Annotated in this window: 19 protein-coding genes; 7 read left to right on the top strand and 12 right to left on the bottom strand. The window is 43.9% G+C overall.

Features of this window, described 5'->3' with window-relative positions; genetic code table 11:
* Nucleotides 1-40: 40 nt before the first annotated feature.
* The 7 genes from R7R24_RS17740 to R7R24_RS17710 all read right to left on the bottom strand — a co-directional run bounded on the left by R7R24_RS17740 (nucleotide 41) and on the right by R7R24_RS17710 (nucleotide 7,997).
* Nucleotides 41-1,381, bottom strand: coding sequence for an HlyD family type I secretion periplasmic adaptor subunit (locus tag R7R24_RS17740; RefSeq protein ID WP_005375170.1), 1,341 nt, complete (start codon nucleotides 1,379-1,381; stop codon nucleotides 41-43).
* On the bottom strand, nucleotides 1,356-3,074 hold the full coding sequence (locus R7R24_RS17735; protein ID WP_042521608.1) for a type I secretion system permease/ATPase: 1,719 nt from the start codon (nucleotides 3,072-3,074) through the stop codon (nucleotides 1,356-1,358). The genes R7R24_RS17740 and R7R24_RS17735 overlap by 26 nt, the downstream gene beginning before the upstream one ends.
* 152 nt (nucleotides 3,075-3,226) lie before the next feature.
* Entirely contained in the window at nucleotides 3,227-3,817 is a 591-nt protein-coding gene (locus R7R24_RS17730) for a calcium-binding protein (protein WP_005375168.1), read from the bottom strand.
* 206 nt (nucleotides 3,818-4,023) lie between these two features.
* A complete protein-coding gene (locus R7R24_RS17725) occupies nucleotides 4,024-4,680 on the bottom strand; it encodes a LuxR C-terminal-related transcriptional regulator (RefSeq protein ID WP_031777174.1) in 657 nt (218 codons plus the stop codon).
* A 228-nt stretch (nucleotides 4,681-4,908) separates the two neighbouring features.
* Nucleotides 4,909-5,577: a LuxR C-terminal-related transcriptional regulator gene (locus tag R7R24_RS17720; protein ID WP_021707603.1), complete on the bottom strand. Its 669-nt coding sequence runs from the start codon at nucleotides 5,575-5,577 to the stop codon at nucleotides 4,909-4,911.
* A 246-nt stretch (nucleotides 5,578-5,823) separates the two neighbouring features.
* The gene (locus R7R24_RS17715) at nucleotides 5,824-6,024 is read right to left on the bottom strand and encodes a restriction endonuclease subunit S (protein ID WP_005375165.1); all 201 of its coding nucleotides are present in this window, start codon (nucleotides 6,022-6,024) and stop codon (nucleotides 5,824-5,826) included.
* Nucleotides 6,025-6,080: 56 nt separating this feature from the next.
* Nucleotides 6,081-7,997 (bottom strand): methyl-accepting chemotaxis protein, encoded by a 1,917-nt coding sequence (locus tag R7R24_RS17710; RefSeq protein WP_017821859.1) that lies wholly within the window; start codon nucleotides 7,995-7,997, stop codon nucleotides 6,081-6,083.
* Between the two features lie 310 nt (nucleotides 7,998-8,307).
* On the opposite strand from R7R24_RS17710, the gene R7R24_RS17705 reads away from it, so the two are divergent.
* Genes R7R24_RS17705 through R7R24_RS17680 form a run of 6 tightly spaced genes read left to right on the top strand, consistent with a single transcriptional unit; the run spans nucleotide 8,308 to nucleotide 15,080 of the window.
* A complete protein-coding gene (locus tag R7R24_RS17705) occupies nucleotides 8,308-9,264 on the top strand; it encodes an AAA family ATPase (RefSeq protein ID WP_054578631.1) in 957 nt (318 codons plus the stop codon).
* A gap of 13 nt (nucleotides 9,265-9,277) precedes the next feature.
* Nucleotides 9,278-10,204: a DUF58 domain-containing protein gene (locus R7R24_RS17700; protein ID WP_005383915.1), complete on the top strand. Its 927-nt coding sequence runs from the start codon at nucleotides 9,278-9,280 to the stop codon at nucleotides 10,202-10,204.
* Between the two features lie 37 nt (nucleotides 10,205-10,241).
* Nucleotides 10,242-10,718, top strand: coding sequence for a DUF4381 domain-containing protein (locus tag R7R24_RS17695; RefSeq protein ID WP_054578630.1), 477 nt, complete (start codon nucleotides 10,242-10,244; stop codon nucleotides 10,716-10,718).
* Entirely contained in the window at nucleotides 10,711-11,715 is a 1,005-nt protein-coding gene (locus tag R7R24_RS17690; RefSeq protein WP_054578629.1) for a vWA domain-containing protein, read from the top strand. Before R7R24_RS17695 ends, R7R24_RS17690 begins: the two co-directional genes overlap by 8 nt.
* A complete protein-coding gene (locus R7R24_RS17685) occupies nucleotides 11,708-13,429 on the top strand; it encodes a VWA domain-containing protein (RefSeq protein ID WP_318119572.1) in 1,722 nt (573 codons plus the stop codon). The genes R7R24_RS17690 and R7R24_RS17685 overlap by 8 nt, the downstream gene beginning before the upstream one ends.
* Before the next feature lie 4 nt (nucleotides 13,430-13,433).
* The gene (locus R7R24_RS17680; RefSeq protein ID WP_054579336.1) at nucleotides 13,434-15,080 is read left to right on the top strand and encodes a BatD family protein; all 1,647 of its coding nucleotides are present in this window, start codon (nucleotides 13,434-13,436) and stop codon (nucleotides 15,078-15,080) included.
* Nucleotides 15,081-15,208: 128 nt separating this feature from the next.
* Here the strand turns inward: R7R24_RS17680 and R7R24_RS17675 are convergent, their stop codons facing one another.
* The 5 genes from R7R24_RS17675 to R7R24_RS17655 all read right to left on the bottom strand — a co-directional run bounded on the left by R7R24_RS17675 (nucleotide 15,209) and on the right by R7R24_RS17655 (nucleotide 21,210).
* Nucleotides 15,209-17,332, bottom strand: coding sequence for a GGDEF domain-containing protein (locus tag R7R24_RS17675; protein ID WP_025768552.1), 2,124 nt, complete (start codon nucleotides 17,330-17,332; stop codon nucleotides 15,209-15,211).
* Between the two features lie 327 nt (nucleotides 17,333-17,659).
* Nucleotides 17,660-18,409, bottom strand: a complete 750-nt coding sequence (pstB, locus tag R7R24_RS17670; protein WP_005375156.1) for a phosphate ABC transporter ATP-binding protein PstB — start codon at nucleotides 18,407-18,409, stop codon at nucleotides 17,660-17,662.
* Between the two features lie 60 nt (nucleotides 18,410-18,469).
* Nucleotides 18,470-19,333, bottom strand: a complete 864-nt coding sequence (gene pstA, locus R7R24_RS17665; RefSeq protein WP_005383923.1) for a phosphate ABC transporter permease PstA — start codon at nucleotides 19,331-19,333, stop codon at nucleotides 18,470-18,472.
* 22 nt (nucleotides 19,334-19,355) lie between these two features.
* Nucleotides 19,356-20,288, bottom strand: a complete 933-nt coding sequence (pstC, locus tag R7R24_RS17660) for a phosphate ABC transporter permease subunit PstC (RefSeq protein ID WP_005375154.1) — start codon at nucleotides 20,286-20,288, stop codon at nucleotides 19,356-19,358.
* A 100-nt stretch (nucleotides 20,289-20,388) separates the two neighbouring features.
* A complete protein-coding gene (locus R7R24_RS17655; RefSeq protein ID WP_005375153.1) occupies nucleotides 20,389-21,210 on the bottom strand; it encodes a phosphate ABC transporter substrate-binding protein in 822 nt (273 codons plus the stop codon).
* A 330-nt stretch (nucleotides 21,211-21,540) separates the two neighbouring features.
* On the opposite strand from R7R24_RS17655, the gene R7R24_RS17650 reads away from it, so the two are divergent.
* Complete coding sequence (locus R7R24_RS17650; protein WP_005375152.1) at nucleotides 21,541-23,184, top strand: methyl-accepting chemotaxis protein; 1,644 nt, start codon at nucleotides 21,541-21,543, stop codon at nucleotides 23,182-23,184.
* Nucleotides 23,185-23,343 lie beyond the last annotated feature (159 nt).

Raw genomic sequence — 23,343 nt, 5'->3', positions numbered from 1 at the left:
ATTTTGTCTGTTGTCCGTGCTCACTCAAGTCTTTTTGAAATTACTCCTCTCTGAAGGCGCGATTCATGCTTTCTGTAATTGGCTTTATTAGGTAGCTCAATGGCGTTCGTGGCTCAGATAAAATAAGCACTTCGGCATTCATACCTGAGGTTAAACGATGTTTTGTCACATCTTCCGGTGAAATTGCAATTCTAGCGAGATAAAAATCTTCTTGGTTTTCTTGCGAGAGCTTATCGGCAGAAATCGTCAGCACTGTACCGTCTAAAGGTGCCAACGTCCGTGCATTCAGAGCGGTCAGACGAACATGCGCTTGCTGGCCTGGATTCACTAAATCAATATCCTGAGGATTAACACGAGCCTCGACTAACAACTTATCGTCTTGCGGGACCAGTTCTAGTAACGTTTCACCCGAGCCAATCACACCTTTTTCGGTAAACACTTGCATGTTGACTACGCGACCAGAAATAGGTGCGTTGATCGTTGTTCTTGCGACAATATCTTGAGCGGAGCGATATTCTTCCCGAATTGCGACAATTTCTGTTTTGGTGTTTCGTAGTTCCTCGACAATCTCATTCAGCCTTTCAAGCTTCAACTCTTCAATTTGCGCTAGGTTCTCATCTAACCTTTTTCTAACGGTGAGCGATTGCCTGTCTAACTGGCTTAAGGTACTTCTCACCTCCGCTGCTAAGCGCTTGAGTTGAAGTAAAGTAGATTTTCCCGAGAAACCTTTTTGCACCAAGGCTTGGTTGCTGTCTATTTCTTCAGCAATAAAGTTGAGTCGTTCCGTCTCAATCACTTTGGTTTGCTGAAGGTTTTCAAGCTCTAAATTTGCTCCAGAAATACTCTGCTCAATGATACTCAGTTTACTATCAAAGAATCGCTTTCTCGCTTCAAAGATCTTGTTTTGAACCAGTTGTGCTTCTTGTACGATATCGACACGGGGAATGCTTTCAAGATCATCAGACCATACAATCGTTGGAAGCTCGTCAAGCTCCGCACTTAAACGGTTTTCCTTTGCTAGAGTATGGATAAAACGACCACTTAACGAGTCCAACTTAGCCATAGCTTGACGCTTAGAAAGTTGAATTAATAACTGACCTTTTTCGACTAAATCCCCTTCCTGTACATATAGCTTTTCAATAATACCGCCTTCTAAATGCTGAATTTCTTGTCGCTTAGTGAGAACTGACAAATCACCATAAGCAATCGCTGCACTTTCTAATTTGGCTGTTGCAGCCCAGTAGCCAAGGCCTCCAAGAAAAACACTTAAGGTCACCACACCGAGTAAAATTGGTTTTCGAAAGTTTAGTCTCGCTTTGGGGCTAAAACGATATACGATCTCGGTAGAACTCTGATTAACGGTTGGCAGTTGATTGCTCATTTCTTACCCTTGGGATATCTGTTCTTTCTTCGCCCATCAAACGTTTTAATACTTCATCTTTAGCGCCGTATAACTTGACTCGGCCGTCAGCCAAATACAAGAGCCTATCCATTTGTCGTAACGTGCTCGGATTGTGAGCAATGACGATAATCGTTGTACTCTGTGCTTTTAAATGGGCAATCAAACGTTGATACGCAGCCTCTCCCTCACCATCGAGGTTGGCATTCGCTTCATCGAAAATCACAATAGAAGGGTCGCCATAAACGGCTCTTGCAAGAGCGATTCTCTGCCTTTCCCCCCCAGATAAACCACGGCCATTTTCACCAATAATGCAATCATAGCCTTTGTTTTTCTTGAGTATTAATTCATGACATCCTGCTAGTTGAGCCGCCTTGATGACTTTAGCGGGGTCTTCTTCTTTAAAGCGCGCGATGTTCTCTCGAATTGTGCCAGGAAATAACTCCACCTCTTGAGCGAGATACCCAAAATGCACGCCGCGATCTTCAGATGCCCATACGGAGACTTCCATTCCATCAAGAGTCACTTTACCCGCTAATGGCTTAACCGTACCTAATAACAGCCGAGCAAACGTCGATTTACCCGTACCAGAAGGGCCAATCACCCCAACAGCAACACCCGGAGGAATCGATAAGCTGAGCGATGAGAGCACTGGTTCGGTTGCTCCAGGATGGCGATAGGCCAGTCCGGTAAGCTCATAGTGTCCTTTTGGTTTAGGCAGTGGCATATCTGATTCATCTTGGCGCACGATCGCATCGATTTCTTTCAACCTTTTATAGGCGCCTTTAGCAGACATCGCGCTTCGCCACGTGCCTATCGCCTGCTCCATCGGCGATAATGCCCGACTCATTAATATGGAGCTCGCGATCATCGCCCCTGCCGTTATCTCATGTTGGATAACTAACCATGCACCACCTCCCAGTAAAAATATCTGTAATGAGCCACGCACAAACTTAGAAAAGTTAGCCATGTAGATAGACTTACCTGCAACTCGCTCTTCAAGCACATTCACTTCGCTCACGCGCGACTGCCACTTCTCTAAAAATGCATTCATCATCCCCATTGCGAGAATTGAATTGGAGTTTTGCGTGGCTAATTCTGCGTTGTTGATATGAGAAATCGCTCTGACTTCGCTCTCTTGCATTGTTTTACGCGTCATTAGCTCATTAAGCAGACCTAGGCTAAACAATACGATAGATCCAAGTAACGCGATGTGACCTAGTATCGGGTGCAATAAATACACAAATAAAATAAATAGCGGTGTCCAGGGCGCATCCAACAGTGGATAAGGTGCTTGACTGCTCAAAAAGCTTTTGATGTTCTGAATGTCTCTCAGAGTTTGCGAGGTATAACTCTTCCCAGTATGTGATTGATATTGAATCGTGCGCTTGAGCATGAAAGCGGAGAGTTTTGTGTCCATCCAATAACCAAAAGATTTACTCATTTGTGCTCGTGCAATGTCGATGATGGACATGGTTAACAGCGCGACAATTACGATGACAGTGAGCAAGAATAAAGTATCGGTTGAGTAGGAGGATATAACTCGGTTGTACACTTGAAGCATGTACAACGGAATCGAGAGAACCAATAAGTTGATAAAAAGGCTAAAAACGATCAGCAAGCCCGCAAGCGTGCATAGTTTTTGTTTCACTTCTTTGAAAACCGTTTTTTGCACGACTACTTCCGTTTAACGTGAAAATTGTAGGCGCCAGAAATACTAGCGCCTAGCTTAAGGTAACCTCAAATCGCTCTAGAGTGTCCGATTAGTTCACCTCAGCATGGCAGAGCCACGCAAACTAATTCCCATCCAGAGTTATTTTCAGTCGTTTAGATTACGAACAGATCTGCACCATAGGTGTTGATGTCAGTTTCAGTCACGCCAATAAGTTTCACTGTTAGATCAGCCCCATCGGTAAACACTGCATTCCCAACTGCATCGTAGCTAAAGCTTAAATCACCAAAGTCAGTGACAGAGTCGCTAATGATGTGCAAAGAGTCTTCACCAATGGTGAAATCAACAACTTTGGCTTCGCCATGGCCACCAAACTTATCCGTGAACACAAACTTATCGCCATTGCTGCCGCCAACTAAAACGTTGTCACCAGAACCAGCAACAAGAATATCTTCACCGACACCACCATTTAATTTATTGTCACCCAACAAACCCAACAGCAAGTCATTACCGGTACCACCGCCGAGGTAGTCGTTTCCTGTACCAGCCCTAAGGATGTCATCTCCAGCACCACCAGTTAGGCGATCGTCGCCGTCGCCGCCGATCACATAATCATTACCGCCACCGCCAACAAACGAGTCATTACCACCAAAACCGATAAACAAATCATCGCCGCCATCGAAATCAGCAAATTGGTTATTTACACCTGCATCGCCTAAATACGTGTCATTGTCACTTGCGCTCATTTTTATTCCCTCTTAGCTTATTAATTGAATAGACCTTCTGTTCCACGTCTGACTAGATTCGTCACGACATGAGAAGTCTAATAGTCAACTGAATAGGAATAAGTTTGAATATGGGATGATATTTCAGACTGACATTTTAATAATAAATATAAAATTTAGTACTTTATAGAGTATTTTCTTTTTATTACAGCAAGTTAATACTAGTACTACAGGTTTCTCTTAGCCCAACTTGTAGCTTGCGTACGGTTCTTTACTTCTAACTTTCTAAAAATATTGTATAGATGTGATTTAATAGTATGCTCGCTGATAAATAAAGAATCAGCGATTTCCATATTTGAACCACCTTCTTTCAACATTTTTAAAACCTGAACTTCACGCCGAGTAAGCTCAACCTCAATAGCAGGTTCGATAATGCTATTTACTTCTCTGCCTCGATAATAATTTACTAGCTGATCAAGTAATCTTCGAGACAGCCAATTATCCCCTTTTATTATTGCTTTTAATCCCTGACAAACCTTGTCCATTGAATCTCCTGGACCAAATATACCTTTTACATGAGGCCAAGAAGCGAGTTCTTCTGTGTCTAAGTCATAACCTAGATTAAGCATTATGGTTCCTAGCACTTTATTACTATCTTTTAAATAAACTAAAGTTTCGGAAGGAATCTCAACTGAAAAATCAACAAGCAAAAAGTAGCGTTCCGGAATGAGTTCATGATAACTAGGGTTTTTAGTATCAATGATCGTTATTTTAGTTTCTGTATTTTTAGAAAGCATTTCCTTAAAGTTTTCACTCTGTAAACTTTGTTGAGTGAGCATTAGGATTTCAGGCTTTTCCATATACTGTTCCATAATGTTTCTCATACTTTCAGTGACTTAACATTCTTAAATTAGTAGTTAATCGTCAGCACTTAGTTTGATATGTAAGTGCTAGTTCACAGAGTAAAGTTATTTGCTACTTTTTTAAATTCTAAAGTTATTAAAAAGAGAACCAAAAAAAGTGTTTCTCATAAAAGAAACACTTTTAACACATTCAGGTCACAGAAATTATTAAGAGTTTACTAAATTAGGCAACCTAATATTGCAATAGCATTACACCGTTAACGAGTTGTCTGAAATATTTTCCTTTGCCCAAATAAGTGCTTGAACTCTATTTTTCACATCAATCTTCTTGAAAATATTATGTAAATGCGTTTTTACCGTATTCTCGCTGACAAATAATTGTTCGGCGATTTGTTGATTGGACGCCCCCATGGAAAGAAAGGTAATTATTTGTTGCTCTCGTTTGGTCAGAATAGCGGAAACATTCTTATTTATAGGTTTGCAATGTCGACGAAGGTAAGTAATGTACTGCTGAGAAAACTTACGGCTGAACCACATATCTCCTTGAAGCACCTTACCAATACCAACTTGCAACGTTTTTATATCATCAGAGGTATAGAAAATACCGGCCAAAGTACGCCAAGCAAAGAGATCTTCTGTCGATATGGATTGCTCACAATTAATTAAGATTTCAAGCGTGTCTTTCTGCTTGGCCGCTTTAAACTCCGCATAACGGCGAAAAATTTCATCCGTGATCACGCTGCAATCAACAATAATGGCTGATGCAAGAGATTCATGTAACACTCCGTGAATCAGATTATCTGGCGTGATTAGAGCAACACTAATACCGAGTTTGGTCTCCAATACATCTTTCAACAGAGATGACTGTAGACTTCCCTCCGTGATTAAAATAACGTTTCTTTTTTTTTGCTGCTCCATCCTGATCGCATTCCCTTGGTCGTTTTTATTGAAATACGCAATAGATTTAGATAGAGCGGTAGTATTGTCAAGTATGAAAATCACTAGTACTAATTAATAACTCATTGAAGTGTCAATAATTTTTAAGTGGCAAGTATGTGAGAGGTATTAGCATTTTTCACACATTAAAAAAGGGAGTATAAACTCCCTTTTTGTGTTTGAGCAGGTGATTTAATCACGCACGCTAGAGGCAAAACACCACCTAACTTAGTGGATTGGAACTGCGTTTTTTTGGTTAAACTTACCAAAGTGTTGTTCTAACACTTCTGGCGTCAGCTTACCTTCCGCTTCCAGCTTTTTCAGCTCAGCGACGATCGCTTTTTGCTCTTCTAGCGACGGCAGTTTTACTTCTGGCTCCTGAGCGGTTTCTTGAGAAATTTGCTCTAGTTCTTTTTCGAAGTCATTCATAGTACTTACCTAAAATTAATGATTGAACTTTTAAACTTCGCCTATTCTATCCAACTCTATAACTTGAAGCTACCAACCATCTTGTCTAAACGAGAAGAGAGCGCTTGAAGATCGCGACTTGCATCCGCCAACTCTTCTGCTGTCGCGGTTGTCATTTCATTTATCGCGTTGATTTCTTCGATATTTTGATTAATGGTATGCACCACCGTGGATTGCTCTTCCGTCGCCGTTGCAACTTGTGTATTACGATCAGAGATGTCGGTGATTCGTTCAGAAATACTGATTAATACCTCGACTGCTTCATCGGTAGAAGTAACCCCTTCTATGGTGACCGCTTTGCCCGCTTCCATAGCACTTACCGCGTCTTGTGCGTCACTTTGAAGCTGATTGATCATGCGCTGAATCTCTTCTGTAGAATCAGCCGTGCGTGAAGCTAGGTTTCTTACCTCATCAGCAACAACCGCAAAACCACGTCCCTGCTCACCAGCACGAGCAGCCTCAATTGCAGCGTTTAGCGCAAGTAAATTCGTTTGCTCAGAGATGTCACGAATTACACCCAGAATCGAGCCAATATCTTTGGTTGTCGACGCCAACTGCGTAACAACAATATTGGTTGTTTCAACATCATCGGCTAGGCGGCTGATCACCTCTTTTGCTTTCATCACAACTTCTCGACCAGTTTGAGTGTTATCTGAAGCCTGATTTGCCGTATCAGCAGCGGTAGCAGCGTTCGATGCAATTTCACTGATGGTCGCACCCATTTGGTTGATAGCTGCAACTACTTGAATGGTTTGATCACGCTGCTCTTGGCTGTTGTCGTGTGTGGATGTTGCTTTCGTTGACACACTTTCTGCCGCTTGACTTAATGAGCCACTGGTTAGAGCAACCTCTTTCATCGTGGCATGAATCTTCTCAATAAATCCATTAAAGCCTTTTGAAAGCTGAGCAATTTCATCATTACCCTTAATTTCAATACGCTGCGCCAAATCGCCTTCACCTTGCCCAAGGTCGGTAAAACGATCGGCAATCAGTCGGATTGGTTTCGTAATGCTGTTTGCTAACCATACGCCCATGAGGATGAATACAACGGCAACAATGATGGTCGTAAACAGCATTTTTTTAGCTGTCGCATTCAGGTCTGCGAATACTTCATCAACGGGAACCACGCCAATAACAAACCAGTTCATTGAAGGAACATACAAACTAGAAACAAAAGTATCCTGCCCTTCAAACTCCACATTAATTAGGTTGAAGCTATTTTTGTTCAACAGCGCACTTGCGTCACTACCAAATAGTTTAGTGATAGAAGTTTGGTTCTTACCTTGTTGGCGGTGTATTTGAATCTGGCCTTGTTCATTAGTGAGGAACACGTAACCCGTATCTTCAATTTTAAACCCATTGAGCAAAGCAACCATGTCTCCCATAGATTTAGAGAGACCTGACATTGATGTACCATTAAGATCTTGGAAATTGGCAAACATTTTCACTTCGCCATTTGCCTCTTGGAACACACTCACGGACGTTTCTTGACCAGACGACGTAAATCCAAAGAACCAAGCATCTTGCGTTCGGTTAAGTTGACGTAAGAATCCGTTTTGATTCCAGTAATATGCCGTTTGACGATTCGCTACCGACGCATCATTAAGACCATACTGTGATTTAACGTTATTGAGCTGCTGAACCAACTGAACTTCTACTGACGGATCACGGTCTGTATTAGATAGGGCTTCAACAATAAATTCGTTTGTAGCCAGCTGTTTTGCCGCTTGTTGCATTTCGACAACTTCGCGGTCAATTTCGGTATTGATTTGCTGCAACATCGCAGGTAGCTCGATGTCAATAAGACGATGGCTCAATACATCTCTCGCATGACGCTGAGCCATAACACCAACAATGATTGTTGATGCTAGAACAGCAAACGTAATGCCAAGTACAACCTTCTGTTTGATGCTCAAGGAATGAAGTTTCAACATATTCGGACCTTTTAAAAGAATCACTTGTTATTGGCCCCACAAGGGGAATCAGGTGCATATCTCATGACACGCACACCACGGAATCTTTATCGGCTCATATGTACAAAACTAGAGGCATTTCTCATTATATTATGAAAAATAAATGTAACACACTGTCAAATAAGCACTTTCAGAGATAGCACGTACTTGCAATTCTCTGTAGCGTCCCAATATTGAAAAGATAAATTGCAATAGAGCGTTGGAACTTTTTTCACATGGAAAATGACCAATACTCAACACGAAAATCACATGGATACCGAGAGTCCAAAGCATGCATAAATCTAACTTCGAAACTCTTCAGCAATACTTAGAGTCGCAGATCATCGGACAGCAAGATCTGGTAAAGCAACTGCTTGTTGCGCTTCTTGCGGATGGGCATATTTTAGTTGAAGGCCCTCCTGGGTTAGCAAAAACCCGTGCAGTAAAATCACTCTCAGACTGTGTTGAAGGCGACTTCCACCGCATTCAGTTCACCCCTGATTTGCTGCCAGCCGATTTAACCGGCACCGATATCTTCCGTCCCGAAACCGGAGAATTCACTTTCCAATCAGGTCCTATCTTCAACTCGCTTATTCTTGCGGATGAGATAAACCGTGCGCCAGCCAAAGTACAAGCGGCAATGCTTGAAGCAATGGCAGAGAAACAAGTCACAGCAGGTCGTCATACCTACCCGCTGCCAGAGTTGTTTTTGGTTATGGCAACTCAAAACCCGATAGAGCAAGAAGGGACCTACCCCCTTCCTGAAGCGCAGCTAGACCGCTTTTTATTGCATTTAGAAGTGGAATACCCAGATGCGGAGCATGAGCTGTCTATCTTGCGTATTAACCGCGGAGAAGCAAAAGGCGAAGCAAAGGTTGAACGCCCAATGTTAAGCCAACACGATATATTCACCGCACGTAAAGAAGTGTTGGATATTCATATGGCGGAAACGATAGAGCAGTACATCGTCCGTTTAGTTATGGCGACACGTCAAGCCAACGAATATGACACTGAGTTGGACAAATGGTTGTCAATGGGTGTGAGTCCGCGTGCTACCATCGCTCTTGATCGCTGTGCACGTGCGCACGCTTGGCTTGCTGGTCGTGATTTTGTCTCTCCGGAAGATGTTCAAACCATGGCTTATCCGGTACTGCGCCACCGTTTATTATTGAGTTACCACGCTCAAGCTGAAGGCATTACGGCAAACCAGGTCATCGATAAACTGCTAAACCTTGTTGGCAGTGCATAAACGAGTGAGTGATATGTCCGCTACACATTCATTACCACCTCATGCGAATGGGGTGACATTAACCCTTGAAGAGCTGCTCCAATATCGCACTCAATCTGTACGTTGGTTACCACCAGCACAGAGTCTCTGGTCGCAGATGAGTGGTAACCATACCAGTCGCCAAAAAGGGCGAGGTATGGATTTTATGGAGGTGCGCCAATATCAACCTGGCGACGATATTCGCAGCATTGATTGGCGAGTCACCGCTAGGACCGGTAAAGCACATACGAAGTTGTTTGCAGAAGATAAAGAGCAAGCGGTCATTCTTTATCTTGATCTAAGTTCTAGTCTACATTTTGGATCTAAGTATGTACTCAAATCCGTTCAATTGGCCCACTTTGCCAGTGTTCTAATTTGGCTAACTCTAGCTAAAAAAGATCGCATCGGCGCAGTGATTGATGACGGACATCAATGTCTTGAATTTCGCCCCTCCTCTTTACAAAGACAAGGGCTGCGGATTCTTAACGCCATAGTCGACATACATAATGCGCAAGTAACTCGTACTGCAAGCAACGACACTCGTACACTGCCGTATGCACAAGTATTGGAGACACTTCATACGCTCACCCCAAAAGGCAGCGAATTGATTATGCTCAGTGATTTTGCCCACGTAACACCAACGGAACTGGCACAACTACGTCGACTCAAACAACACAATAGCGTAAGGGCTGTTCAGTTTTATGATCCGTTAGAAAGAGGCGAAACAGACTTTAGAGGTCAAGTGAAAGCTTCGGATGGGCTGCATAGTCAATGGTTTAACTTTGGCTCTAAAGGACAACGAAGAGAACTCGAAAGCCACTTTACCCAACATCAAGAAACCATTAAGCAGCAATGCCATTCGATAGCAATTCCATTTAACACGCTATCAAGTGGCTGGCCCTTAATTTCACAATTAAGCTAACAAACTGACAAGCAGTATTTATTAAGCAGTAATAATAATGACAACAAACAACCAAAGCCTAGACCTTGAACCTTTGATTTTGCCAAACGCACCGGATTGGTTTCCGCTCGCTTGGGGATGGTGGGTGGTGCTTGCAGCCACCTTGCTCTTCGTTTTCGGCATTTGTCTTTATGTGAGATGGCGTAAAAAACACTTACGCGCAAAAAAGACAGCATTAACACTTTTAACTCAACCTACCGCGCCTCATACCCCCTCTTCTGCTCTGGAAATATTGCGCCAGGCAGCATTGAGTTACTTTCCGCGTGAAGAGATCGCACCATTAACTGGAATCGCTTGGTATAAATTTCTCGATAGCCATACCAAAGAGACTCGATTCGTAGATAAACAACATCAGTGGCAAGAAGCGTTGTATCAGAATTCCTCCCAAGGGCATCATCAAAGCTTGATAGACGATTGTGTCTTTTGGATAACCTACGCTTTGCCACCAAAGAAAAAGGCAAATAACCGTGACTGAGCAAACACTCATAACCGATCTTGCCCAATGGCTAAACATTGAATTTGTCTGGTGGTGGGCACTGTTTTTGTTGCCCATCCCCTGGCTGGTATACAAGTTCCTGCCACAAGAATCTCAACAAGCCGAGATCAAATTGGCGTACTTACCAACTAATGAGAATCGCAGCAAGCCTAAGCAAGCGCTGCAAAAAACGCTTTCAATCGCGATCTGGGGCCTTCTTGTCGTCGCTTGTGCGCGTCCAGTTTGGTTTGGCGATCCCGTTGAATTCCAACCCAAATATCGGGACTTGATGTTAGTCGTCGATCTGTCCGGTTCGATGCAGCAGGAAGACATGGAACTCAACGGCGAATATATCGATCGCCTCACAGCAGTCAAACAAGTTCTGTCTGATTTCGTAGCAAAGAGAAAAGGTGACCGTCTCGGAGTTGTTTTGTTTGGCGACCATGCTTATTTGCAAACACCACTCACTGCAGACCGCAAAAGCGTCATGCAACAGATTAATCAAACCGTCATCGGCTTGGTTGGTCAACGAACCGCCATTGGTGATGGTATTGGTTTAGGCACAAAAACCTTTGTAGACAGTGATGCTCCGCAACGAGTCATGATTTTGCTTAGTGACGGCAGCAATACTGCAGGGGTTCTCGAGCCGCTAGAAGCAGCGGAAATTGCGAAAAAATACAACGCCACTATTTACACCGTGGGCGTGGGCGCTGGTGAAATGATGGTGAAGGAGTTTTTCATGACTCGCAAAGTCAACACCGCAGCCGATTTAGATGAACAAACACTGACTAAAGTGGCAGAGGTGACAGGTGGACAATATTTTCGAGCGCGAGATACAGAAGAGCTCGAAAATATTTATGACACCATCAACCAGCTAGAACCCGTATCTAGCGACACACAAACTTGGCGCCCACAGTCTGAATGGTTTCCATATCCATTAAGCGCTGCATTTGTATTATCGGTATTGTTATTCCTGTTAAGGAGAAAACATGGCTGAGTTTATTTTCCTCAATCCTTATTGGCTTTTGGGGCTCATCGTGATCCCTATCGCACTCTTGCTTAATCACAAATTTAGAGCCCAAAAATCCACACTGATTGCCCCTCACCTAGCGCGGATGCTCGGACAAAACACGCAGTCTAAGCATTACTTCACTCTATGGGGTTTAGCTTGGGCAATAACTTGCATTTCATTAGCGGGGCCAAGCTGGCAGTCCAATGCTCGACCAAGCTTTGAGTTAAACCAAAACCGTATCTTGGTGCTTGATATGTCTCGCTCTATGTTTGCTACAGACATCAAACCCAATCGGCTAGCACAAACACGTTATAAGGCGCTCGATTTGCTGCCAAAATGGAAAGAGGGAGCCACTGGACTTATTGCTTACGCTGGCGATGCCTATAACTTAAGTCCACTGACAACTGATTCCAGTACGCTTGCGGGCATTATCGAAAATTTGTCACCAGAGCTGATGCCTTTTCAAGGAGCAAACCTGCCTGCCGCGATTGAACTTGCGATCAACCAGTTTTCTCAAGCCGGCACGCAACAAGGCGATATCATCGTGTTAGCGGATGATCTTGATACGTCAGAGCTGTCTCGCGCGTTAGATTTAGTCCAAGGTACAAAGTTTCGCATTTCTGTTCTTGCCGTCGGGACTCCTAACGGTGCGCCTATCGCGCTGCCCGATGGCTCTCTGCTAAAAACGGCACAAGGCACAACCGTCGTAGCGAAAACAAACCTGAAAAACCTACAGACGCTAGCGAATAAAACTGGCGGTCTATTTGTTCCTATTCAGCACACCAACCGTGATGTTGAAAATATCGCGGCCTTTACTAATAACATTGGTAGCCAGCTTTCTGCGACCCAAAGCGAAGAAGTTAAAACTGATTCTCGTCTCAACAGTGGCTTTTGGTTACTGCCGTTGTTACTTCTTCCTGCGGCTTTACTGTTTCGACGCGGCCTGATTTGGATCGTAGTTGCGACTGTAGTCCCAGTAACGTGGACACCGCATGCAGAAGCTAATCCGTTCTTAAATGCCGACCAACAAGGAGCGGAACTCTACAAGCAAGGTGAGTATGAACAGGCGCAAAACCTATTTACAAACCCAAGCTGGAAAGGAGCCGCCAGTTATCAAAAAGGTGACTACGAAGCCGCTATCGAAGCATTTTCTCATGATGCCTCCCTTAACGGCCGCTATAACCTCGCCAACTCGCTCGCTCAAAATGGTCAATTAGAAGATGCGGCTGATTTGTATAAAAAACTGCTAGAGGAAAAGCCTAACTTTGAAGCCGCGAAGAAAAACCTACCGGTTGTAGAAGAAAAGCTAAAACAGCAACAGCAACAGCAACAGCAACAGCAACAGCAACAGCAACAGCAACAGCAACAGCAACAGCAACAGCAACAGCAACAAAAGTCTCAAAACGAAGGGAAAGAAGCGCAAGGACAACAGTCACAAAATCAGCAAGATTCTGAAAATAAAGAAGAAAAACAAGAAACGGAACAACATCAACCGCAACGAGATGACAAGCAAGTGAAGGTTCAAGGTGAACCAATACAGGCTAAAGCGCATCCCGAAAAAATGCATCAGGATGATCCTGAGTTCCGTCGACTAGAAGCAGTAGAAAGTGCTCGCGACCCAAGCTTTTTGATCCGTGCGCAAATGCAACTTCAAGCGCAACAAAAACAACCTCCACAACAATCTCAAAAGGAGTGGTAAGCCTGTGATGAACAAAGGCGTAAAACTGGTCTTTATTTTTGTGGCCAGCCTAATATCCAGTTTCTCGGTGATGGCACAGACACTTCAAGCTAGTGTGAATAAAACACAAGTAGCCAAGAATGAAGTGATTAACCTCAGAATCATTTCAGATACTGAGCTCAGCTCAGACTCAATCGACTTCAATGTTCTAGAGAAAGACTTCTTCTTGGGTCAACCTCGTTATGGCCGCTCTAGCAATAACATTAACGGAAGAAAATCAGTGCGTACCGAGTGGAGTATCTCAATTGCACCAATGAAAGAAGGTGTTCTGACTATTCCAAGTTTTTCCGCTGATGGCATGAAAACGGAGCCGATCAAACTACGTGTCAACGCGAGCCAAACAGACCCCAATCTTGATGATCTATTTAGCTTCAATATTACGGTCGACAACAGTACGCTCTACCCTCAGCAATCTGCAACATTACGTATACAACTTCTAATTAAAGCGGACACTCGACGCCTAGATAACCCGCAAATAGTACCTCCGCAGATTGAAGGCATGAAGCTTGAGGCGCTGGGTGGCTTACAACAAAGACAGAAGATCTTAAATGGGTTAGAAGTAGCGGTCATAGAGCAGTCGTTTCGCTTAACGGCAAATCAACCAGGCACTTATACCTTGATAGGTCCTAAACTGACCGGTTCTTATATTTATGGCGACAGCTTGACGGGCTCAACCAAAATAATGCCTATCAACACCAAAGCGGAACGCATGCCAATCACGGTCAAACCGATTCCGAGCGAATTTAAAGGTGAATGGCTTCCTGCTTCAGCGTTAGAAATGACACAGAGCTGGCAAGACGATCAAGGTAATCTATTGTCGACTAACGCAATCAACACAGTAAAACAAGGCTCTTCACTCACTCGAACCATTCAAGTTAAGGCTCGCGGTACACAAGCCGAATATCTGCCACGAGTCAATATTAGTTACCCGAGTTCACTGCGCGTGTATCCCGAACAACCTAAGTTCGATAGCGCGAGAGATGGCACCGTTACCATGACGGTGAAGCAAGTCATTATTCCTACAGAGGCCGGGAAATATACCTTACCAGGATACGACTTGAACTGGTGGGACAGTCAAAATGATGAAGCGAAGAAAACAACGTTACCAGAGCTAACATTAGACGTAGAGAAAAATGACACTGGGCTAATCACGTTGCCGGAATCGCCTCTTTCAGCGCCTTTAGTGTCAGCCCCTAGTCCTGAATCAAGCGGCGATGTAAACAGTCTCTGGCGAACATTAACCTTTGTTTTCTTAGGGCTTTGGATAATGACATTGGGAATCGCTATTTGGGCATGGAAAAAGCGGTCAATAACAGCGAGTGGAACGGTTTCAAATACTGAACAACCACTTTGCATCGACGCGCTAAAAAAAGTCATCGAAGAGGGCGATGCTGCGAAAATTGAACGCTCTGTAAATGAGTATTTAACCACTCATCAAGACAGGTTAAACCCTGGTGACGTACAAGCAATTAAGCAAGAGCTTAATGCCATGAATCAAGCGTATTTTAGTGCCAACCAACAACCTTGGAGCCCTGATTCGCTGCTAGCGAAAATTCAAAACCTTGGCAAAGCAAACGTAACGAAAACCGACCACCAACTCGAAAAGCTATAAATAACTAGATAACAATGGCAGCTCTCATGAGCTGCCCATTCTCTTATCCGGCCAAATTTGCTTTAGCGGTTTTATCTAGAGCACCAACCGCCGCCCCTTCCCTATCAAGTTGCTCTTATGAACATAACTCACTCAACAAACACTTGGGGCTCGTATTCGTATCGCCTTACACAATTTCGCCCATGATTCTTCGCTTGATAGAGTGCCTTATCCGACAACTGATATAAATGGTCGAAATTAAAGTCTTTGCCTTTCGCTTTATAACAGGAGTAACCGACTGAAACGGTAAGTAACTCCCCTTCTGGGTTATGTCGATGCTTTATCCCCTCGCCCTCGATGCACTGACGAATGCACTCTGCTCTCAGTCGAACCTCCTCTTGCTCAGAACCAATCATGAGCAATGCAAACTCCTCACCTCCGATACGGCAAAAAACTTCATCTTCACCTTTGGTATGATGATCCAAGATATAGCCAATTCGCATCAATGCGATATCGCCTTCGAGATGACCATAGTGATTATTGAATAAGCCAAAATGGTCAATATCAATCAGGATCAGGCCAAACGACATGTCGTCTTCACACTCTAGGGCACAATATTTTTGCATCACATGTTCTAACATGCGGCGATTACCAAGACGCGTCAAAGGATCGAGCTTAGAAAGTACCTCAAGCTGTCGATTGGCTTCCTCCAACTCTTTTGTTCGGTTCTGAACCTCCAGCTCTAAGTTTTCGTTTAGTTCGCGAATCGCCTCTTGAGCTTGAGTACGTTGCAATACTTCAGCTAAGCTGGACGCGAACATACGAATCACTTCACGTAACTGAGAAGTTAAGGGCGCACGTGTCAGCAAATTATCAACAGCGATAAAGGCGATAGGACCACTGCTATTTGAAGTCAATACCGTCATCGCAGCCCAACCAAAGCCAACAATATTACAGTCATGATAAATAGGCACTGATTCTTCAAATGCGACTTCGTTTGGCATTGAGCGAGCCAGATTTATAAGAGAGAAATCTTGGGTTTCGCCAAAGAAGTAAGATTCATCCACCACGTTACCTTGAATATCGGTACCCCACGTTCCTTGCATGTAAGAGCAATTTTCATCAGTTAAAAACACCGCCATTCGATCAATACCAAGATTTTTAATGGCGAAAGTGACGGCCGATTTGCATACTCCACTGACAGTAGTGCAACGTGATAACTCAACCATGCTTGAATGCAACATGCGTACGTTTTGTTCTTGGCGCTTACGAATGTAAATTTGAGAGAAGAGTGAACCAAACGAGTCCAACATCTGTTTTTGATATGCCGTTATCGGCTTACGATGAATAAAGTTATCTAGCGCGAACCACCCAAACGGTTCATTGCCATCGCGTAAAATCAACATCGCATTCCAGCCCTGCCCGATGACCTTGCCTGCTGTGTATATTGGCGCGTCTTCTACAATCACTAAGTTGCTCTCAAGGCTAGATAACGCGGTGATATACTCCTCGCTAAGTTGATGTAAATCGTATTGTGTGTGAAATTCATCAATCGTAATTCCTGACTCATCCGTGCCGTATGTACCACTGAAGCTACGCTTTTTCATATCGAGAAGCATCAGTGTAGAGCGATCAAACCCAAGTCGTTCACGTAACGCTTCGACGGCTTTGTAATACAAGTCCTTTAAAGAATCAGGATTAGAGATTTCGAGTGCAACTTGCTGAACTAACTTCATATTTTCGATAAAGCGCTCGCGTTGGCTAATCTCATCAACATATTGCGCTTCACGAATATCTCTGTGCCTGATCTCTTTCGAGGCATTTTTTTCAGCACGAATACATTGCCAACGCGCCGCTGCGAGCTGCATTGCGTCGTAACTTTCTTCATAGATATTATGTGCTGTGCGAGCATGTACAGATTGAATCAGTAGGTAGGTACGTTTGATAGGCGTGTTGTCGAGCATCATGATGTAACTATCACCGCCTAAATCTCGGGTGTGATTCCAGTTACAAGTGTTAATCGCCAGAGGTATGATGCTTTCAGAGGTATCAAACTGACTTGCCCACTCCCAGAATGTCTCAGGATAGTTTTGGGTTGGGTAAAGCTCTCCGCGAGAGAAGCTCATTGAATGACGAGGGTTAATTGAAGGATCTTCAAAAATAGCGAGGGCTTGAGGGGAGAACAGACTCTCTAAATGATCAAAGATTGCCTCCGCTAGCAACCGATGGTCCCTCGTTGAAGACACTTTTCTTGTAAAACTTCTTAAACTCACCCTACCAACCTAATCTACTTTTTTATCCTCGATAAAAAACTACTTAGGCCATGATATGCAATCAATACGTTCAAATTTGAGCTGTTAAGTCATTCGCAAAATTATCAGACTTAGTGTTACATTCGAGAGCTCTTCAGCACTTTTAAAGCCATGTTTCACATAAGTTACATGCTTTATAAACTGGGGAGGAAAGTTGTACTTATTTACAAGATTTTTGTGTTGGTAGATGTTTTAAGCCTACGACTTAAAAAGAAAAAGGCCCCTCATCAAGAGGGGCAAAGTTACCATCGCTTATAGTTATTTAGTTATGCTTGTAAATACGGTGGATTAACCGAAATCACCATTTACGTAGCCTTGAGTACGGTCGTCTTGAGGGTTGCTAAAGATCACTTGCGTATCGTTGTGCTCAACCAGTTCACCCATTAGGAAAAACGCAGTGCGGTCAGAGATACGACGCGCCTGTTGCATTGAGTGAGTCACGATAACGATGGTGTAGTTCTTCTTTAGCTCTTCCATCAGTTCTTCGATTTTGTGTGTCGCAATTGGGTCAAGTGCCGACGTTGGCTCATCCATCAGAATCACATCCGGCTCCATCGCGATTGTACGTGCAATACATAAACGTTGCTGCTGACCACCAGAAAGACCGAATGCGTGTGATTTAAGGCGATCTTTCACCTCATCCCAAAGTGCAGCACCGCGCAGCGAACGCTCTACCACTTCATCAATTGTCTTTTTGTCTTTGATACCTTGAGCACGTAAGCCGTAAGCCACGTTCTCGTAAATGCTCATCGGGAATGGGTTTGGCTTTTGGAATACCATGCCGACTTTGATGCGAAGGTCAGCAACATCAATGTTGCCGTAAATATCTTCGCCGTCCATCGCCAATTTACCTGTAATTTTCACGCCTTCGATTAGATCATTCATTCGGTTCAAACAGCGTAGAAGCGTTGATTTTCCGCAACCTGACGGGCCGATAAGTGCAGTTACTTGGCGAACTGGAATTGGTAAGTTGATCGATTTCAGTGCTTGGTTGTCACCGTAGAATAGGTCTAGGTTTTCAATATCAAATTTGTTCATTGTCTTAATCTCTTAATTCTTGAATTCGTGTCTTTTAACGTGCGTTCTTAATTAGTGTTGTTAGTAAGTTGCGGTGTTAAAACGTCTAGCAATCAGTTTCGTTACCATGTTGATCAAGAGAACAACTACGATAAGCACTGTTGCCGTACCGTAAGCCTGATTCCATTCTTCAACGGTAAACAGTTCGGTAGTCAGTTTGTATAGGTGAACGGTTAGCGTACGACCTGAATCCAATAAAGAATCCGGAATACGTGCAACCATACCTGCTGTCAGGAATACTGGAGCAGACTCACCAATGACACGACCAATACTTAGAATGACCGAGGTTAAGATACCTGGCATTGCGCTCGGAAGAATCAAACGCCAGATAGTGTAAATCTTAGAAGCACCGAGGCCATAAGAGCCTTCACGGTACGTTTGTGGTACTGCCATCAGCGCTTCTTCCGTTGTACGGATGATAACTGGCAGGATTAGGATACTTAGCGTCAATGCACCCGACAGAATCGAGAAGCCAAGGCCAAGAATCGCCACGAAGAAAGTCATACCAAACAGGCCGAAAATGATCGACGGGATACCCGCCAATGACTCGGTACAGAATCGGATGATTTTCACCAAACGACTGCCCACTTTCGCGTATTCGGTCAAGTAGATTGCCGTCATGATACCGAGTGGCGCTGCCACTGCGATAGAAGCGATAACCATGTAAATGGTCGCCACAATCATTGGGAAGATACCGTGCTCTTCACCTGTGCGCGTATAGTTATCAGTAATGAAGTTCCAATCTACGTGTTGTAGACCGTTTGATAGGATGTACCAGATAATCCAGAACAAGAAACCTACCGTTAGTGCTGCCGAGATCCAGACAAATGCGTTAAAGACATTATCTTTGAACTGGCGTGCTTTTTTTAGTTTTGCGCGATCCATAATAGTCACCTTTAACGAGCGATTACTTCGCTTTTTCTCGGTTTAGGTACAGTAGTACAGCGTTCAACGACATGATGAAGACCAGAAGTACTACACCTGTAGCGTAAAGTGCGTTCGCGTGAACACCACTTGCGTAAGACATTTCAATAGCGATGTTTGCAGTTAGTGTACGAGCCGAATCAAGGATGCCTTCTGGCATTGCCGGCGCGTTACCCATAACCATGATAATCGCCATGGTCTCACCCAACGCACGACCGATACCCAGAATCACACCTGTCATGATGCCTGAGCGAGCCGCTGGAACGAGCAACTTAAAGATGGTGTAGATTTTCGATGCGCCCAGTGCCAAAGAACCTTCTTTATAAGTACGAGGGACAGCGCGGATAGACGTTTCAGATACCGTAATTACCGTTGGTAGAATCATCACACCAAGAACAATGATACCGGCAAGGATAGTATTACCTGCAGGTACATCAAATACCTTCTGAATCAATGGAACGATAATAACCAGACCGAAGAAACCGTAGACCACTGAAGGAATACCAGCTAGCAGCTCAACCGCTGGACGGATAATGTCTGCTAATCGCTTTGGTGCGATTTCAGCGATAAAAATGGCGGTCAGAACACCAATTGGAACCCCAACAATGACAGCACCAGCCGTCGATACGATAGATGCCACAATCATGGTGGCGACACCGTAAAGCGCAGGTGGTAACCAGTTTTGTCCTAAGACAATGCCCGATACGCCTGCTTCTTGGAATGCCGGAATACTCTCTCGAACGATGAAGTATGCAATAACGGCCAATGAAACAATGCCGATTACGGCACTCGTTAGGAACAAGCCGTGGAAGATGCGCTCTTTCCAGTCTACACGACGCTTCTCGCGTAGGCCTGACTTGCTGATAGCTCTAGCGTCAGTATTCATAAGCTTTTCACTATTTGTTGCGATGGTCATTTAAAAATCTCACGGTTCTGGGCAATGCCGTTGAACACAATGGATAGAAAAGGCTCAGCCCGAAACGTTGGGCTGAGCAAACTTTAGAGTCCCGATGGGATTAGTTAACTGAGATGTAACCTTTTTGGTCAACTAGCGCTTGCGCTTCGTCAGTTAGCATCCAGTCTAGGAATTTTTGCGTTTCTGTTGATGGCTTGCCTTCTTTGTAAAGAACAAGGAATGGACGCGCTACTTTGTAAGAACCGTTTTTAACGTTAGCTACCGTTGCATCAACGCCGTCGATTGCTAGCGCATTAACAGTGTTGTCTACAGTACCAAGAGAAATGTAGCCGATTGCGTATGGGTTAGATGCAACCATTGTTTTCAGTGCGCCGTTACCGTTTGCAACTTGAGCACGTTGAGAGATAGCTGATACCTTCTTACCAGAAATCTTCATTTTTAGAGACATGATGTCTTCAAATGCGCCACGAGTACCAGAAGCCGTGTCACGAGTAATGGCTACGATTGGCTTGTCTGCACCACCGACTTCTTTCCAGTTTGATACTTCGCCTTTGTAGATTGCAGTCACTTGCTCGGCTGTTAGACCTGGCAGTTTGTTTTGTGGGTTAACAACCACTGCGATACCATCACGAGCAACCACTTCTTCGATTAGTGTTGATTCTTTTTCAGAGTCTTTTAGATTACGAGAAGACATACCAAGGTCTGCTGAACCATTTTTCGCTGCTTTTACACCAGCTGAAGAACCAGGACCTTGAACTTCGATAAATACGTTAGGGTTCTTCTTCATGTACGTTTCAGAGAAAACTTCCATCAGTGGAGTTACGCTGCTAGAACCCACTGCAGAGATAGTTTCTTTAGCAGAAACAGGAGTCACTGCCATTGCGCCTAGAAGTGCGATTGCACCGATTACTGTCTTTTTCATCACAATTTCCTTAAGTGGCTTTATTGCCGTTGTGTTTCACTTGAACGGTGCTCACTTTAGAATTTGAATATGACAGTTGTGTTTCACTTAGTTGAACCCTCTATGACACGTTGTCATTTCTAACTATTAATTCCGCGACTTATCCCTCTCTCAATTTGAACGTAACGTTTTTATAAGTTGCCTCATGTTCAAGATGATAACCCCATCGATTTTGGTACATTTCATAACAATTAGATATGAGTAACTCATTGATTTGGCGAATGTAACAATTAAAATCGAAATGCTTATTTATAAAAAAGATAATAATCAAACCGATAGAGGGTCAATCTCATGCGTCAATTTCTTAGTACGCTTTCTATTAAACTTCAGGTTTTTCTACCTGTTCTATTCACAGTTATATTACTCATCATTGGACTAAGTGTCGGAATCGGTAAACTCGATCAAGCATTCAATAAGGTTTCGGCTTCCACCCATAAGCTAATCATTCACAAAGAGGAACTTAGCGGCATCGTAGACAACACTTACGCCATGCGCATCAAAGCCATTTATAGTCTATTTAGAGCCGAAGATGTTCAGTCTCTCAACCAAGAGCTTTCTGAGCGACAAAACAAAAACCGCGATTTTCTTAACTCCATCGACAATCTCCCTGGCGTTCAAAATGAAGTCAATGCTATGCGTAAGGCCATGAATCACTATGTTGATTTCACTCGCGTTACCATGACACCTCTGCTCACCACTAAACACTCTTCTGATTACACCACCTCTGATTTCAATCAAAAGTACGAATCTGCAATGGCTGAGTATCGATTAGCTGGCGAAGCGATGATCAACGCCATCGACAAACTATCTAAACAATTGAATCAAATCGTCACCGATGAAGTCGAAACGAATGGCGAACAACATTCAACCACGCTAACTTACAGCGCCGTCTCGCTTGCGGTGATCTTGAGTGCCGCTTCACTTATTAGTTGGGTACTCGCCAGCTACATCGTTGCGCCGATTCGTAACCTTCAAGTAACGATGCAGGAAGTCGCGAAGGGAAACCTACTAGTTAAGGCCGAAGCCATCGGGAAAAACGAAGTGTCTCAGCTGGCTCGAGATGTAAACCAGACCATAGAAAAACTGCGTGAAACTGTAAGCGCATTGGTTCGCATTAGTGAAGATGTGGCATCAGCATCAACCGAGTTAGCAACTGTTATGACTCAAAGCAGCGTCAACTCGGATCAAGAAAAGCAAGAAGTTGAGCAAGTAGCCTCGGCGATCAATCAGCTAGAGTCGACCGCAGCTGAAGTATCGACCAATGCACAAGAAGCCGATAGTGCATCAAATCAAGCACGTACGTTAACCTCACAAAGTATAAGCATGTTTGGGGAAAGCACTCGCGCAAGTGAAAAGATGGCGGAACAACTTAACGAAGCCGCTGCCGTCGTAACTTCGCTAAAAGATCAATCAGAACACATTGGTCGCGTGATCGAAGTGATTGAAGGTATTTCTGAGCAAACGAATCTACTTGCACTGAATGCAGCGATTGAAGCTGCACGAGCGGGCGAAAGTGGCCGAGGCTTTGCGGTAGTGGCCGATGAAGTACGTATGCTGGCAGCGCGAACTCAGGAGTCCACCAAAGAGATCCAAACCATTATAGAAGAGCTACAGCAACAATCTGGTCACGCAAATGAAAGTATGCATTCCAGCTTAGCCATGTTGTCAGACAACCAAGCTCTGACACAAGAAGTTAGCCAATCACTTGCTAATATCAGTAATGCTATCGCCGATCTGAACTCAATCAACACTCAAGTTGCAACCGCATCAGAAGAGCAGAAACAGGTCACGGCTGATATCAACAACAACTTAACGAACATCTATGAACTAGTGAGCCAGAACGTCACTGGCATTACGCAATCCGCTGCTGCCGCTCAAGAGTTGTCTGGTTTAGCAGAAAATCAAAAACATCAACTTAAGCAGTTCCAAGTTTAAATACTCTGCTCAACACGATAAGTTCCAAAGGTTAGAAAAGAAAAAGCTCCGCACTGGCGGAGCCTATCATAAAGGCAAAGCTCTGAGGAATCCCCTAATGATTTTGATAAAAATCATAAATTTAAGGTAGATGCACATCTTGTCATGTGATCAAATGGT

Source organism: Vibrio sp. 704 (genome assembly GCF_033339295.1).
The sequence above is the reverse complement of the archived record's forward strand: the minus strand, read 5'-3'. Positions and strand labels throughout refer to the sequence as shown.